The organism is Weizmannia sp. FSL W8-1119 (assembly GCF_038008605.1).
Classification (GTDB): Bacteria; Bacillota; Bacilli; order Bacillales; family Bacillaceae_C; genus Weizmannia; species Weizmannia coagulans.
In genome coordinates this window covers 1414967-1430805 of the sequence record NZ_JBBOZL010000001.1, presented here as the reverse complement: position 1 = coordinate 1430805, position 15839 = coordinate 1414967, and the positions used below count along the sequence as shown (strand labels likewise).

Below are 15839 nucleotides of genomic sequence, written 5' to 3'. Positions count from 1 at the left end.
CCTAATCCAAATAGACATAGAAGTTTACTTGGATTTTAATCCGCTTCTTTCCATGAGAAGCACCTTCGAAAAAAGCTCTTCTTACAAAGATAAGAAGAGCCGGCGCACAATGGTCAACTTCTCTTATCTTTCAGACGATTGTCTGCAGGAATTGGCACAGTGTTTTTCAACCTGTTGCCGAGGCTTCAAAGGGCCTTTCCCTCCACCTCTCTGGATAAGAAGAACGAATCATTATTTAGAAATCATTGAAAACATTATACAATCAAATGCGGCGGGAGTCAATTCTTTTTTGAACAGACGGGGGCGATAAAAAAAGAAAAGGGTGGCAAGTTCCGCATCAAGCGTCCCTCCAATATACTTTATGTATCTTTTGCACAGAATGAGGGGGGAATGGATGAACATCCACATTTACCAGGGGAATGAGATCACGCCGGAAGACGGGGATGCCAATATTGTGATCGATGTGATCCGCGCGTTTACGGTTGCCCACCATGCCTTTTTGGGCGGCGTAAAAGAGATATGGCTGGCAGACTCAAAAGAAGCGGCTTTTTGTATCAAAGACAAATACCCGCATGTCTTGCTCACGGGCGAAGGGAACGGGCTTCCGATACCGGGATTTGATTTGGGCCATTCACCGGCCGCCATCGCCAAACAGCCGTTAGCCGGCAAAACGCTGGTGCAAACATCCACAAACGGGGTAAAAGCAGCCTTCCGCGCCCTTTGTGCAAAGGAAGTCTATGTTACCGGCTTTTCGAATGCAAAAATGACGGCAAAATGGGTCCTGCGCAAATGGAAAGGCAAAGACAACGCCCGCATCAACATGATCGCTTCCCATCCGACGGGGGAAGATGACCTGGCATGCGCATTATACATGGAAAGCATCCTTACCGGCTCCGGCACGATAAAGCCGGAATCAGTGATCAAGGAGATTGTAAATGCCAGTGTTGCAAAGAAATTTCTTGATCCCGGACAGCCTGCATTTAACCCGGCTGACCTAGAATTTTGCATCAACGAAAGAGACTGCGGGTTTGTTATGAAAATTGATCCAACAGGAGAATTTCCAACGATCGTGAGGGTTGAAGATGAATGACCATGGTTTGACACTGCCTTTACGCAATGAGAAACCGCGGGATTGCGGAATCACCATCTTAATTGACAATGGCATTCCGCTGAACTTTTTTAAAGATACCATGAACAGTGCAGCCCCTTATATTGATTTCGTCAAATTCGGCTGGGGAACATCGGTGGTTTCGCGCCATTTGGAAGAAAAAATAGATCACCTGAGGCAAAACGGCATTGCCTTCTTTTTCGGCGGCACTTTATTTGAAAAGTTTGCCAGCCAGGGAAAGACGGATCGGTACGTTCAATACTGCCGGCGGTTTGCATGCGAATATGTTGAAATCTCAAATGGCACCCTGCCGCTGTCCAATCCGGAAAAGTGCCATTATATTGCGGAATTTTCAAAGGAGTTTAAAGTGTTAAGTGAAGTTGGCTCAAAAGATACTGCCAAATCAATAGCCGACACGCCGGCGTTATGGCTGGAATCGATTAGCCGGGATTTAGAAGCAGGCGCATATAAAGTGATGACAGAGGCAGGGTGCCATTTGGAAGAAAAAATAGATCACCTGAGGCAAAACGGCATTGCCTTCTTTTTCGGCGGCACTTTATTTGAAAAGTTTGCCAGCCAGGGAAAAACGGATCGGTACGTTCAATACTGCCGGCGGTTTGCATGCGAATATGTTGAAATCTCAAATGGCACCCTGCCGCTGTCCAATCCGGAAAAATGCCGCTATATTGCGGAGTTTTCAAAGGAGTTTAAAGTGTTAAGTGAAGTCGGCTCAAAAGATACTGCCAAATCAATAGCCGATACGCCCGCGTTATGGCTGGAATCGATTAGCCGGGATTTAGAAGCAGGCGCATATAAAGTGATGACAGAGGCAAGGGAAAGCGGCACGAGCGGCATTTGCAACGGGGACGGGGAAATACGGGAGGAGATGTTTGCGGCCATCCTGGACTCGGGGATTCCCCGCGATGCTTTCATTTTCGAAGCACCCAACAAGCAGCTCCAGGCTTTTTTTATCCAACAGCTCGGCCCGGATGCCAATCTGGCCAACATCCCTTTTTCGGATGCCCTTGCGCTTGAAACATTAAGGCTCGGTTTGCGATCAGATACTTTTTTATTGGAGGAGATTCCCATGAGAGAAACGGATAAAATTTTTCATTTGGCGATCCCGTGCAAAGATCTTGATGAAACAGCCGATTTCTATCAGAAATTAGGCTGTAAGGTGGCGCGCCGGTATGATGACCGGGTCACTTTCAATTTTTTCGGGGACCAGCTTGTCTGCCATCTGAGCCCTGAAAAAATAGACCCCAACCCGAAAATGTATCCCCGCCATTTCGGCATTACTTTTTTGGATAAAGCAGCATTTGAGGAAACCCTCCAATCTGCAAAGAAAAACCGCTTGGCATTTTTCCAGGAGAAAATGGTCCGGTTTGGGGGCAGGCAAGAGGAACTTGGACATTTTTCCTCCAAGATCCCTCCAACAACTTGCTCGAATTTAAATATTACCACGATGAAAGCATGGTGTATTAACCAGTCCCATTCATTGCTCAAAGCATGCGATGCGGCTTTTTCCGGAAAGAGCCGCATCGCATGCTTTGCCATTTGGGCCAGGCGATAAGCGTTTTTTCCTGGCCCGAGACGTTTGATCGTTATGTTCAGCAGGATGGCAAAGCCCCGGAGGCCCTTTTTAGGCTTAACATGCAAACCGCAGGCATACAGCTGCGGTTTTTTTGCGGCTTCCCGCAGGAACATGCAGCGCTTGAAGCGAATAACATACTCTGCATGTTCCGCCACCCGGTTTTGTGATCCCATGCTGGCGGAAGCCAAAGCGATTTGGCTTCCAGAATGCTCCTTATTTATTTTCTAAATGGACAAAAGCTTTTGCGGCATTGACATGTGTTTTTGTGATCTTTGTCTGGTACAGCCAATCCGAAACGTCTTGCCATTTTTTCAGGCCCTGATCGGCAATCGTTTTATTTTTTTCGCTCATCAGCGGCAGCAAAATGTGCAGGCTCTTCGTTTCCACATTTTTATCCAGCGGTGAAGAGGCATCTTCATGTTTTAACAAAATGGCAAGCGCCTTTTCCGGATGTTTTTTGACATATTGCTGGCCTTTTTCGGCGGCAGCAAGAAATTTTTTAAAAATGTCTGGCTGCTGTTTCAGCTTATTTTCGTTTGCGATGAAAACGAGTTCGGCATAATCCGGAACACCGTATTTTGCCGGATTGAATGCTCTAACGGGTACGCCTTCCTTTTCCAGCAGCAACTGTTCATGATTAACAAAACCGCCGACGATCGCATCAGTTTTACGGGCTGTCAGAGCAGGGATTAAATCATAGCCAACATCCACTGTTTTCACCTTGTCCGGATCGCCCCCGTCTGCTTTGACCATTGTCCGAACGACTGCTTCTTCCAGCGGAATGGAAGAATAGCCGACCGTTTTGCCCGCCAGGTCTTTCGGTGAGCGGATACCACTTGAAGCTGGCACCATCACACGGTTCAGCGTATGGCGGACGACGGTGCCAAAAGATTGGACCGGAATATTCTCATCGCGCGCGATTAACACTTGGGGTTGATAACTTAATGCAATATCAATTCGATTCGCAGCCGCAAGTTTTAACGGGTCATTTGTGTCAGAAGGCATTTTGATGCTGACATCAAGGCCCTGCGCTTTAAAATAGCCTTTTTCCTTGGCTACATAAAGAAAAGAATGAACCGCATTTGGATACCAATCCAGCATGATCGTTACTTTTTGCGCATGTTTCGTTGCTTGCTGCGAATGATTGCTGCAGGCACCTAGCATACACGCCAGTACAGCGACCATTACCCATCGTTTCTTCATTGAACATCCCCCTAAATTTTTGTTCTGTTTTTCAATAAGCTTTTTTCCATCCCATAAATAAGCAAAAATAATCCCATGCCGAGTGCAGCCAAAAGAAAAACGGCCGAAAAAACAGCGCCCGACTGCAAATACCCAGACATTCGCTTGCTAAAAAAGCCAAGCCCCGCAGTTGCGCCAAGCCACTCCCCGATCGCTGCCCCGCTGACACAATATACAACCGATAATTTCAAGCCGGATAAAAATTGGGGAAGGGCCATCGGGACAGAAAGTTTTCGGAAAATATCCCAACGGCTGGCGCCCATTGTCCGAAACAAATTCAGATAGGCGGGATCGACGGTTTTTAATCCGTCAAAAGTGCTGATTACAATCGGAAAGATAGCCGTTAACACAATAATCGCTACCTTGCTCCAAACTGAATAGCCGAACCACATCATAAAAACAGGTGATACGGCGACAAGCGGGATCGTTTGCGAAATAACAAGAAACGGATAAAAGATTTTTTCAGCCGTTTTGGAGACATACATGATGACACCGATCATCACTCCACCCGCAACAGATAAAAGAAAACCGATGCCGACTTCCTCCACTGTCGCAGGCAAATGCACATTTATTAGTTGCCTGTGATTTTCTATGAAAGATGCATAGATTTGGGTAGGGGACGGCAAAATGAAAGACGGGATCACCCCTTTCTGTATGACCCACTGCCAGCCGGCTATCAAGACCAGCATCGTAACGCAAAAAAGTCCGTAATCCCCCAGCCATTTTCGCCACTTCATTTAGGAAACCTCCTTTCATCCGAACTTCCAATATGTACAAGCTGCAAACCGTTCCAAAGCCCGTTCAACCATTTGAATTTTTTCCTGCTATAGCAATCTTCCACCTACTTTTTGTTTTTATTTCTTCCTGCCCGTCGTCATTGACGAGGTTTTTCCGGTTACCGCCCTAAAAGCAGCTATTTTCCCTCCCTTCCAACAGAAAAAAGCCAGGCCTGTAAAAGACCTGACTTTAATAAGCAAGAAAATTTCCCAAAATCCCTACTTTCCTACGCCGGCATGATCCGGATCAGGTCCAAAGGGTTGAAAAACCAAATGTTTTTCTCTCAGCCCGCCAATCCGGGCACCCCTAGTAGTCTGAAATATTCACTTTCTTCCATTATAGGCTTTCTATTTGCCTGTGTAAAGTGGTGCAGGCTTTTTTTAATTCAATTTTCTTTCTTCCCTTTCTGCCCTCCTGCTGTTTGGAATAAAGGAGCCAACATTACAGGCCCCGGTAAAAAGAGATCCTGAACATCGGGAAAAGTTCGCGCTAACTGAAGGATTCCGCTTTCTCTCCGGCTTTCCCGTTTTAAAAATGGGCCTGATCGTTTTTTGTACCATGATACTGGCCTTGCAAATTTCCGATTCCCAGGCCATGATATTAATAACTAAAACTTGAAAGTACGAAAATCGTGCAAACTCCTTGTCGCCACTGCGGTTATCCCGTCTAATTTAGAGCTAAGCTGCTTTAATTAGGTGTTTTTGATAGCTGACAGATAACTTTTTTTAAATTGCTCAAAGTAGTATTTAGTACTTCTTCACAAAGGATATACTCATCCTTAAAAGCTTCTTTAAATAAATCAATCAATTGTTGAATCGCTTCTGCGAAGGTGATGTCAGTAAGTTCATCAACCATGAGATAAAACAACTCACCCAGGGTCCGATCATCTACCTGTTCACGGTGTTGGACTGCAAGGATTGAGTAACCAATTGCGACAAGAGCGGTATGTGCAAAGATACCGTCATAAGACAATCCTTGATATTTTGCCAGGCGGAGGTACTATTTACACATCTTGAAGTATACTTCAATCGACCAGCGCTTTCCGTAAAGCTGAATAACTTCATCTTCAGAGAGCCGGGTGTCCGTTGTCGCCAAGACAAGGTAATCATTTCGTTTATTGCGGTTGCGGATATAAACGAGTTTGACTGGCACCGACGTTTCCCCGTCAACTGCTTCAACAAGAACGGATAACAGATAGCGTGAACGTCCGCGACGTTTCTTCTGGGTGTTAAAGATCGTTTTCACATCCATCAGTCCACCGTTGAACTGGTAATAAACTTTCTTAGAACGTTTCACCATGGCTACTCCATGAAGTCCCATTTCACGCAACTGATGAAACATCTTAGGGCTAGAAAACCAGGAATCAAACAAGACGTAGGAAGCATTCACTCCTTGAGACAAGGCTGATGATAACAATTCCAACACTACATTGGTTGCTTTGCGCTGTGCCTGAATCTTACGCTTTCCTGAAAATGTACGGCCGTCAATGGATTTTGGGCTGCACACTTGATTCTTGCCAGAAAGCAAGGAAAAGTTAACAGGAAGGAATGTATTGCCGTCACTCCAACCGAGTTGAAGAAACCGAAAGCCACGGGTATGTTTGTGTTTCGCATGGTCAAACTGAAACGCCGCAAGTTCAACATACTTTGCGCTGGCTCGCTCATACATGGAATCATCCACAATGAATACATTCCGGCGTGTTGGTTCGGTCAAGGGTTCGATGAACACAATGATACGGCGGCAGAGCAAAACCAAGAACTTTTGCCAATTGATTTTGCCGTTATTCAGCAGATTACGGAAGGTCTTATCTGAGAATCCGAGCTGATCTTGATGCTTCAAATAATCACGGTATGCAGATCTGTTTGAGAAAAGTGTACTGATCAAATAACAGAACAGCGTTCGAAATGGAACACCTTTTGTCTTTACAGCGTTTGAAACCTTCGCAATTTGAGATAAGCGAAAACGCAAAAAAAAAATGCTTCGATTGAAGATAAAACTTCAAGAGACTGATGGTCGTTTTGTGTTATAATTTTCATAACATGAACACTCCTCGATTAATTGTTAGTTAGCACTTCAATTATACCGAGTTTCCAGTGTTCATGCTTTTATTTTTGCTCTAAACCCTTGTAAGACAAGTAATGAGAATGAATTTTAGTGTTTCAAGTTTTAGACGATAATCTATAAAGCCCAAACCTGTTTCTAATTAAAGCGGGTTTGGGAAACTTGATTACTATTTTTTGTAAAGTTCCCCTACCGCACACTTCATTTTTGTTTAACAAGACGATGAATCATAATAAAAAGCCGCAGATTATAATCTGCGGCTTACTTTGGCCCGGCAACGTCCTACTCTCGCAGGGGGAAACCCCCAACTACCATCGGCGCTGGAAAGCTTAACTTCCGAGTTCGGGATGTATTCGGGTGTGGCCTTTCCGCCATCATCACCGGACCTGTATAATTTTGGGATGTGTTCCCTGAAAACCGGATGGGAGAAAAAACTGTAAACGGAGAATAGCTTTGGTTTCTAACTTTGAAAATTGTCTAGCTCCAGCGCCTATCGGCTAGCGTATTTCTGCGCTTTCTCCCTACGATAAGCGGGCATCGACTCGCCTTTAGGGGCTCGCCGTGTTTCCTTTATCTCAGTCGAAAGCTCCGAAATCCGTACGCCGATGACCAAGGCGCTTCCGCTTTTCTATTGTCCAGCTCCGGTGCCTAGCCCCTCGAGGTCGAATAACCTGCCCGTCACGGAGCCAAAAGACGGCTCCATGCCGGTCAGAACATTCGCTTGTCGGGGCTAAACAAGGCACCTTCGCTTTTCTATTTGGTTAAGTCCTCGATCGATTAGTATCCGTCAGCTGCACGCGTCACCGCGCTTCCACCCCGGACCTATCAACCTGATCATCTTTCAGGGATCTTACCAGTTAAACTGTGGGAAATCTCATCTTGAGGGGGGCTTCATGCTTAGATGCTTTCAGCACTTATCCCTTCCGCACATAGCTACCCAGCGATGCCTTTGGCAAGACAACTGGTACACCAGCGGTGCGTCCATCCCGGTCCTCTCGTACTAAGGACAGCTCCTCTCAAATTTCCTGCGCCCGCGACGGATAGGGACCGAACTGTCTCACGACGTTCTGAACCCAGCTCGCGTACCGCTTTAATGGGCGAACAGCCCAACCCTTGGGACCGACTACAGCCCCAGGATGCGATGAGCCGACATCGAGGTGCCAAACCTCCCCGTCGATGTGGACTCTTGGGGGAGATCAGCCTGTTATCCCCAGGGTAGCTTTTATCCGTTGAGCGATGGCCCTTCCATGCGGAACCACCGGATCACTAAGCCCGACTTTCGTCCCTGCCCGACTTGTAAGTCTCGCAGTCAAGCTCCCTTATGCCTTTACACTCTGCGAATGATTTCCAACCATTCTGAGGGAACCTTTGGGCGCCTCCGTTACCTTTTAGGAGGCGACCGCCCCAGTCAAACTGCCTGCCTGACACTGTCTCCCACCCCGGTAAGGGGTGCGGGTTAGAATTTCAATACAGCCAGGGTAGTATCCCACCGATGCCTCCGCCGAAGCTGGCGCTCCGGTTTCCAAGGCTCCTACCTATCCTGTACAAGCTGTACCAAAATTCAATATCAGGCTGCAGTAAAGCTCCATGGGGTCTTTCCGTCCTGTCGCGGGTAACCTGCATCTTCACAGGTACTATAATTTCACCGAGTCTCTCGTTGAGACAGTGCCCAGATCGTTACACCTTTCGTGCGGGTCAGAACTTACCTGACAAGGAATTTCGCTACCTTAGGACCGTTATAGTTACGGCCGCCGTTTACTGGGGCTTCAGTTCAGAGCTTCGCCTTGCGGCTAACCCCTCTCCTTAACCTTCCAGCACCGGGCAGGTGTCAGCCCCTATACTTCGCCTTGCGGCTTCGCAGAGACCTGTGTTTTTGCTAAACAGTCGCCTGGGCCTATTCACTGCGGCTTCCCGGGGCATACACCCCAAAAAGCACCCCTTCTCCCGAAGTTACGGGGTCATTTTGCCGAGTTCCTTAACGAGAGTTCTCTCGCTCACCTTAGGATTCTCTCCTCGCCTACCTGTGTCGGTTTGCGGTACGGGCGCCTTTCACCTCACTAGAGGCTTTTCTTGGCAGTGTGGAATCAGGAACTTCGGTACTTTAATTTCCCTCGCCATCACAGCTCCGCCTTGGCGCGAAGGATTTGCCTCCGCACCGGCCTAACTGCTTGGACGCGATCAACCAGTGTCGCGCTTGCCCTATCCTCCTGCGTCCCCCCATCGTTCAAACGGTGAAGAGGCGGTACAGGAATATCAACCTGTTGTCCATCGCCTACGCCTTTCGGCCTCGGCTTAGGCCCCGACTAACCCTGAGCGGACGAGCCTTCCTCAGGAAACCTTAGGCATTCGGTGGAAGGGATTCTCACCCTTCTTTCGCTACTCATACCGGCATTCTCACTTCTAAGCGCTCCACCGGTCCTTCCGGTCCGGCTTCAACGCCCTTAGAACGCTCTCCTACCACGGACACCAAACGGTGTCCATCCGCAGCTTCGGTGATACGTTTAGCCCCGGTACATTTTCGGCGCAGCGTCACTCGACCAGTGAGCTATTACGCACTCTTTGAATGATGGCTGCTTCTAAGCCAACATCCTGGTTGTCTAAGCAACGCCACATCCTTTTCCACTTAACGTATACTTTGGGACCTTAGCTGGCGGTCTGGGCTGTTTCCCTTTCGACCATGGATCTTATCACTCACAGTCTGACTCCCAAGCATAAGTTTTTGGCATTCGGAGTTTGTCTGAATTCGGTAACCCGATGAGGGCCCCTCGTCCAAACAGTGCTCTACCTCCAAAACTCTCCGCTTGAGGCTAGCCCTAAAGCTATTTCGGAGAGAACCAGCTATCTCCAAGTTCGATTGGAATTTCTCCGCTACCCACACCTCATCCCCGCACTTTTCAACGTGCGTGGGTTCGGGCCTCCAGCAAGTGTTACCTTGCCTTCACCCTGGACATGGGTAGATCACCTGGTTTCGGGTCTGCGGCCTCATACTCTTTCGCCCTGTTCAGACTCGCTTTCGCTGCGGCTCCGCTTCTTCAGCTTAACCTTGCATGAGACCGTAACTCGCCGGTTCATTCTACAAAAGGCACGCCATCACCCGTTAACGGGCTCTGACTACTTGTAGGCACACGGTTTCAGGATCTCTTTCACTCCCCTCCCGGGGTGCTTTTCACCTTTCCCTCACGGTACTGGTTCACTATCGGTCACTAGGGAGTATTTAGCCTTGGGAGATGGTCCTCCCGGATTCCGGCGGGATTCCTCGTGTCCCGCCGTACTCAGGATCCACTCGGGAGAGAACGAAGTTTCAGTTACAGGGCTTTTACCTTCTCCGGCAGGCCTTTCCAGGCCGCTTCACTTACCCCGTTCTTTTGTAACTCCCATATGAGTGTCCTACAACCCCGGAAGGCAAGCCTTCCGGTTTGGGCTGTTTCCTGTTCGCTCGCCGCTACTTGGGAAATCGCAATTGCTTTCTCTTCCTCCGGGTACTGAGATGTTTCAGTTCCCCGGGTGTGCCCTTCCTGCCCTATGGATTCAGGCAGGAATCCTGTCCGATTAAAGACAGGGGGTTTCCCCATTCGGAAATCTCCGGATCAAAGCTTACGTACAGCTCCCCGGAGCATATCGGTGTTTGTACCGTCCTTCATCGGCTCCTAGTGCCAAGGCATCCGCCGTGCGCCCTTTCTAACTTAACCATAAAAGGTTTAAATCCAAAAATAAGCGATTCTCGGTTTACTTGGTTTATTTCTCCTATCCGGTTTTCAAAGAACACATACTGAAGGATTGGACCTTCAAAACTGAACAAAACGGAAACGCCAAACTTAATTTCGGAAAACCGAAGGTTTTCCTTTTATGTCTAGCTCCGGGCGCTATCGGCTAGCGTATTTCTACGTCTTCTCCCTACGATAAGCGGGCATCGATTCGCCTTTAAGGCTCATCGTGTTTCCTTTATCTCAGTCGAAGACTTCGAAATCCGTACGCCGATGAACGAGCGCCCTACGCTTTTCCCCTTAGAAAGGAGGTGATCCAGCCGCACCTTCCGATACGGCTACCTTGTTACGACTTCACCCCAATCATCTGTCCCACCTTCGGCGGCTGGCTCCGTAAAGGTTACCTCACCGACTTCGGGTGTTACAAACTCTCGTGGTGTGACGGGCGGTGTGTACAAGGCCCGGGAACGTATTCACCGCGGCATGCTGATCCGCGATTACTAGCGATTCCGGCTTCATGCAGGCGGGTTGCAGCCTGCAATCCGAACTGGGAATGGTTTTCTGGGATTGGCTTAACCTCGCGGTCTCGCAGCCCTTTGTACCATCCATTGTAGCACGTGTGTAGCCCAGGTCATAAGGGGCATGATGATTTGACGTCATCCCCACCTTCCTCCGGTTTGTCACCGGCAGTCACCTTAGAGTGCCCAACTCAATGCTGGCAACTAAGGTCAAGGGTTGCGCTCGTTGCGGGACTTAACCCAACATCTCACGACACGAGCTGACGACAACCATGCACCACCTGTCACTCTGTCCCCCGAAGGGGAAGGCCCTGTCTCCAGGGAGGTCAGAGGATGTCAAGACCTGGTAAGGTTCTTCGCGTTGCTTCGAATTAAACCACATGCTCCACCGCTTGTGCGGGCCCCCGTCAATTCCTTTGAGTTTCAGCCTTGCGGCCGTACTCCCCAGGCGGAGTGCTTAATGCGTTAGCTGCAGCACTAAAGGGCGGAAACCCTCTAACACTTAGCACTCATCGTTTACGGCGTGGACTACCAGGGTATCTAATCCTGTTTGCTCCCCACGCTTTCGCGCCTCAGCGTCAGTTACAGACCAGAGAGCCGCCTTCGCCACTGGTGTTCCTCCACATCTCTACGCATTTCACCGCTACACGTGGAATTCCACTCTCCTCTTCTGCACTCAAGCCTCCCAGTTTCCAATGACCGCTTGCGGTTGAGCCGCAAGATTTCACATCAGACTTAAGAAGCCGCCTGCGCGCGCTTTACGCCCAATAATTCCGGACAACGCTTGCCACCTACGTATTACCGCGGCTGCTGGCACGTAGTTAGCCGTGGCTTTCTGGCCGGGTACCGTCAAGGCGCCGCCCTGTTCGAACGGCACTTGTTCTTCCCCGGCAACAGAGTTTTACGACCCGAAGGCCTTCTTCACTCACGCGGCGTTGCTCCGTCAGACTTTCGTCCATTGCGGAAGATTCCCTACTGCTGCCTCCCGTAGGAGTTTGGGCCGTGTCTCAGTCCCAATGTGGCCGATCACCCTCTCAGGTCGGCTACGCATCGTTGCCTTGGTGGGCCATTACCCCGCCAACTAGCTAATGCGCCGCGGGCCCATCTGTAAGTGGCAGCCGAAGCCGCCTTTCCTTTTTCCTCCATGCGGAGAAAAAAACTATCCGGTATTAGCCCCGGTTTCCCGGCGTTATCCCGATCTTACAGGCAGGTTGCCCACGTGTTACTCACCCGTCCGCCGCTAGCCTTGTTAAAAGCAAGCTTTTAACAAGGCCCGCACGACTTGCATGTATTAGGCACGCCGCCAGCGTTCGTCCTGAGCCAGGATCAAACTCTCAGTAAAGATGTTTGATAAAAGCTCAAAAAGAATTTGACATTTCGTTTTGTCCAGTTTTCAAGGAACAATCTTTGCTGTTCTTAACAGCGACTTAATTATTATATCAAAATATCAATTCGCTGTCAACATCTTTTTTTAACCCCGTTGTTTATCCACCTAACGGGTCAGCTCATTTATCATAACATTTATCCGTAACTTAAGTCAATAAGATAGAGCAAGGTAATGTTTTCCATCTTTTTTTAAGATCCCTGCTCCTTAATATAATGAAGAAACAGGGATCTATGCTACAAGTTAAGATGGCGGAACAGCATTGAGCTTCCTCTGTTACATACGTACAGGTCGTTTTCAGGGAACCGCAGTACTCCTGTCACAGCAGCCGTTTCTTTTATCCATTCCCTTTTTTCAGCCATAATTTCCGGAATGGTTTTTGCCAGTCACTGGCAAGCACCTTTACACTTAAAATTTCTTCTATCGCATCAAAATTTGTTCTATCATGGTATCTGATGTTATTGATATGCAGGATGGAAAGCTGTTTTTCCCCTTTTTCAAGCAGGTTAAAGCTGTCATTTTTCCGGACAAAGCCTTCTTCAAGCACACGCATATAGAAGCCGAACCAGCCGGTTTCCACAATGTCAGCAGGAAAACTGTCCAATCCGTGTTTCGCAGCAATTTTATAGCAAGGCTCCCGCGGCTGTGATACCTGCACAACCGCTTCCCCCATTTGAAAAACATCGCCGATATGGATATCTGCTTCCGAACATCCCGAGAGCGTAATATTTTCGCCAAATGCCCCCGGCTCAAAAGTCCGGTTAAATTTCTTCCCCCATACTGGAAAATGATCAGCGGCATACACGCAGACTGCTTTATCCGCTCCGCCATGATGCACAAGGTCCGCCTGCTTGTCCCCTTCAAAATTATCTTTTGCCAGATATACCGGGCCCTCCTGCGGTGTTTTAAAAATGCCGCTCTGCACCACTTTTTGTTTATAGGCAAGCGCCTTTGGTTTGCCTGTATTTACCGAAACAACAACACCGTCTGCCATCATGCCTGCTCCTTTCCCAAATTGCTATCTAAATTTTACCATCATTTGCGTAAACTTTGAAAAACATTTTAAGAAAATCCCGCATGTCTCCCGTTTGACTTTCCGGATTCGCTGTTTTCAATCCTTTTGCAAAAAGGTTTCTAAAAGTTTTACCGCTTCATTATATTTTAGCGTAACTTTTCTTGTTGCCGCTGCCGGAATAATAGCAATTTCGCCCAGGTGCTTCAAACATTTCGTCTGGCCTTGTTCTGCCGGTAAATGAAAGGTGTAGTCTTCCAGCTGAATGAGCAGCAATTTCTTTCCATTCTGAGTATGATAGCCGATCATTTCAGCCTTATTTTCATCAAGCAACTTGCGGAGGACAGCATCTTTTAATGCATACAGTTTTAATTGCCGTGTTTTTGCTCTGTTGACCACACCATAATTCCTGTCAAAATAGTTTATCTTTTTTGTATCCCTGCTTTTTTTAGCTGACTTGTTGATAATATATAGAGATTCAGCGATGTTATGAATCGTCATTTCGAGTTTGGATATGTCCGTTTGTCTTTGTTTCACGACCTGTGTTTCGTTTATATCGTACAAAGGATATTTTTTTCCGCGATAGCCGATTTTCATCGCTTTGGGTTCCCCGACAGGCTTCCGTTTTAATGCTTTCAGCTGTGTTTTTGTTTTCAGATTTTCCGGTACATCCTCCCATTTTCTGTAATTTTCCACTGCCTCTCCCCCTTATTCGCATAAACCATTCTCTGCGCCTTGCCAGCACAAAAAACAACAAATGATGAGAGGTTATCTGGTTTTAACAGCCCTCACCTTCCCTTCCACCGGAATGTTTGTTTGTATTTTATCACAAGAACAAACGTTTTATCAACCAAGATATTGAAAAATTCTCGCAAAAAATTCACCGCCATTCAGCCTGCTTGGCACCAAAAAAGCCAGGCTCCTACACCCGGCTTATCTTGATTCCATTTTTAAACTGTCAAAAGGCGCAGGGCTTTACGCCTTCATTATAAAGCGAGCTCCCTTTTCAACAGGACAGCTGCCGCTTCTGCATCTTCCGCGCCTGCGATCGCAGAAATGACGGAAACGCCGTCTGCGCCCGCTTCTATGACGCTTTTTGCATTGCCCGGCCCTATGCCGCCAATTCCGACAATTGGAATCCGGATGCCATTTTGGCGGATTTCGCGAATGACGGTTGTCCCTTTCGCCGCTTTCGCATCTTCTTTCGATTTCGTCGGAAAAATGGGGCCAACGCCAAGATAATCCGCGCCTCCGTTTGCTGCCTGCCTGGCTTCCTCCAACGTATAGGCCGAGACGCCGATGATCTTATCCCCCAACTTTTCTCGTACGGATGCCAGCGGTTCATCTTCCTGCCCGACATGCACACCATCAGCATCCAGTTCCAACGCAAGTGCAATATCATCATTTACAAGAAAAGGAATCCCGTTTTTTTGGCATATCCACTTCAATTTTTCACCAAGCGCTTTCTTTTCTTCGCCTTTTCGTGCACCGTTCCCTTTTTCACGGAATTGAAAAAGGGTGACGCCGCCCCTGATGGCCTTTTCCAGCACTTGTTCCGGCGGCAGCGTGCAGTTCGGGCTACCCATAATAAAATACAGTTTCAATGCGCCACGCAAATATTCGGCTGTCATCCGTTTTTCATTCTCCTTTTTTGGTACGCCCAATGGTTTGTCGGCCCGTGCCCGTGTCCAATTTGAATGCCGTCTTCGATCGCGGCGGAAATGAATGCTTTTGCTGTCGACACTGCAGCAAATATATCCGCGCCTTTTGCCAATTCCGCCGTAATCGCCGAAGAAAACGTACAGCCGGTGCCGTGCGTATTTTTTGTTGCGTACCTTTTCGCTGTATATTCGTAAAAATTCACCCCGTCAAAAAGCAAGTCGCTCGAAACCGGGGAAGATGCGTTATGGCCGCCTTTAATAAGGACATACCGGGGGCCGCAATCCGCAATGATGCGTGCCGCTTCCTTCCGATCCCCGGCATTTCGGATGGGCATTCCTGCCAGTTCCTCTGCTTCCGGAAGATTCGGCGTCACAATGAAGGCGAGCGGAAGCAGCTTGCTTTTTAAGGCTTGAACCGCTTCCTTTTGCAAAAGGGTTTCCCCGCCTTTTGCAATGATCACCGGGTCCACAACGAGTTTTTCCCAGCGGTAGGTTTTGATTTTTTCCGCGGCCACTTCGATGATGCCGGAATCAAACAACATGCCGGTTTTTAGCGCATCCGTCCCCATATCTCCGGCAATGGACTCCAATTGGCGGGAGACGGCTTCGGGTCCGAGCGGAAATACCCCCTGGACGCCGCGTGTATTTTGCGCTGTCACCGCGGTAATCACGGACATGCCGTATACTTCCAATTCCTGAAATGTTTTCAAGTCCGCCTGGATGCCGGCACCGCCCCCGGAATCAGAACCGGCAATCGTGAGTGCTTTTTTCATGATGT

The 15839-nt window shown here is 48.3% G+C and carries 7 protein-coding genes, 3 rRNA genes, 4 pseudogenes and 2 riboswitches; of the genes and pseudogenes, 4 read left to right on the top strand and 10 right to left on the bottom strand.

Going from position 1 to position 15839, the window contains the following annotated elements:
• Positions 1–120: 120 nt before the first annotated feature.
• Positions 121–221: riboswitch (SAM riboswitch) on the bottom strand.
• Positions 222–394: 173 nt separating this feature from the next.
• The 4 genes and pseudogenes from NSQ19_RS06865 (at position 395) to NSQ19_RS06850 (ending at position 2593) form a co-directional block, all read left to right on the top strand.
• Positions 395–1090 carry a 2-phosphosulfolactate phosphatase gene (locus NSQ19_RS06865; protein WP_340702613.1) on the top strand — a complete coding sequence of 232 codons (696 nt, stop codon included), beginning with the start codon at positions 395–397 and terminating at the stop codon, positions 1088–1090.
• Positions 1083–1595 (top strand): annotated as a pseudogene (locus NSQ19_RS06860) (phosphosulfolactate synthase); the annotation flags it as partial. The gene NSQ19_RS06865 and the pseudogene NSQ19_RS06860, both read left to right, overlap by 8 nt.
• 9 nt (positions 1596–1604) lie before the next feature.
• Positions 1605–2183: pseudogene (locus tag NSQ19_RS06855) on the top strand (phosphosulfolactate synthase); the annotation flags it as partial.
• 12 nt (positions 2184–2195) lie between these two features.
• Positions 2196–2593, top strand: a pseudogene (locus tag NSQ19_RS06850) (VOC family protein).
• A 322-nt stretch (positions 2594–2915) separates the two neighbouring features.
• On the opposite strand, the gene NSQ19_RS06845 reads toward NSQ19_RS06850, so the two are convergent.
• From NSQ19_RS06845 to thiD, 10 genes and pseudogenes are all read right to left on the bottom strand, one after another.
• Entirely contained in the window at positions 2916–3905 is a 990-nt protein-coding gene (locus tag NSQ19_RS06845) for an ABC transporter substrate-binding protein (protein WP_019721297.1), read from the bottom strand.
• Positions 3906–3916: 11 nt separating this feature from the next.
• The gene (locus NSQ19_RS06840; RefSeq protein WP_013859347.1) at positions 3917–4681 is read right to left on the bottom strand and encodes an ABC transporter permease; all 765 of its coding nucleotides are present in this window, start codon (positions 4679–4681) and stop codon (positions 3917–3919) included.
• A gap of 246 nt (positions 4682–4927) precedes the next feature.
• Positions 4928–5039: riboswitch (TPP riboswitch) on the bottom strand.
• A 359-nt stretch (positions 5040–5398) separates the two neighbouring features.
• Positions 5399–6757: pseudogene (locus NSQ19_RS06835) on the bottom strand (IS4 family transposase).
• A gap of 294 nt (positions 6758–7051) precedes the next feature.
• A 5S ribosomal RNA gene (gene rrf, locus NSQ19_RS06830) occupies positions 7052–7167 on the bottom strand.
• A 372-nt stretch (positions 7168–7539) separates the two neighbouring features.
• A 23S ribosomal RNA gene (locus tag NSQ19_RS06825) occupies positions 7540–10471 on the bottom strand.
• A gap of 319 nt (positions 10472–10790) precedes the next feature.
• Positions 10791–12346 (bottom strand): 16S ribosomal RNA (locus NSQ19_RS06820).
• The 16S, 23S and 5S rRNA genes sit together here, the layout of an rRNA operon.
• 379 nt (positions 12347–12725) lie before the next feature.
• Positions 12726–13382 carry an MOSC domain-containing protein gene (locus tag NSQ19_RS06815; RefSeq protein WP_340702612.1) on the bottom strand — a complete coding sequence of 219 codons (657 nt, stop codon included), beginning with the start codon at positions 13380–13382 and terminating at the stop codon, positions 12726–12728.
• Between the two features lie 117 nt (positions 13383–13499).
• Positions 13500–14096, bottom strand: coding sequence for a YkyB family protein (locus tag NSQ19_RS06810; RefSeq protein WP_013859340.1), 597 nt, complete (start codon positions 14094–14096; stop codon positions 13500–13502).
• Positions 14097–14386: 290 nt separating this feature from the next.
• Entirely contained in the window at positions 14387–15031 is a 645-nt protein-coding gene (gene thiE, locus NSQ19_RS06805; RefSeq protein ID WP_013859339.1) for a thiamine phosphate synthase, read from the bottom strand.
• Positions 15028–15834, bottom strand: coding sequence for a bifunctional hydroxymethylpyrimidine kinase/phosphomethylpyrimidine kinase (gene thiD, locus NSQ19_RS06800; RefSeq protein ID WP_013859338.1), 807 nt, complete (start codon positions 15832–15834; stop codon positions 15028–15030). Before thiD ends, thiE begins: the two co-directional genes overlap by 4 nt.
• Positions 15835–15839: the final 5 nt, after the last annotated feature.

Coding starts and splice junctions, on each gene's coding strand:
- NSQ19_RS06865 (WP_340702613.1), top strand. CDS start 395: ATGAACATCCACATTTACCAGGGGAATGAGATCACGCCGGAAGACGGG.
- NSQ19_RS06845 (WP_019721297.1), bottom strand. CDS start 3,905: ATGAAGAAACGATGGGTAATGGTCGCTGTACTGGCGTGTATGCTAGGT.
- NSQ19_RS06840 (WP_013859347.1), bottom strand. CDS start 4,681: ATGAAGTGGCGAAAATGGCTGGGGGATTACGGACTTTTTTGCGTTACG.
- NSQ19_RS06815 (WP_340702612.1), bottom strand. CDS start 13,382: ATGGCAGACGGTGTTGTTGTTTCGGTAAATACAGGCAAACCAAAGGCG.
- thiE (WP_013859339.1), bottom strand. CDS start 15,031: ATGACAGCCGAATATTTGCGTGGCGCATTGAAACTGTATTTTATTATG.
- thiD (WP_013859338.1), bottom strand. CDS start 15,834: ATGAAAAAAGCACTCACGATTGCCGGTTCTGATTCCGGGGGCGGTGCC.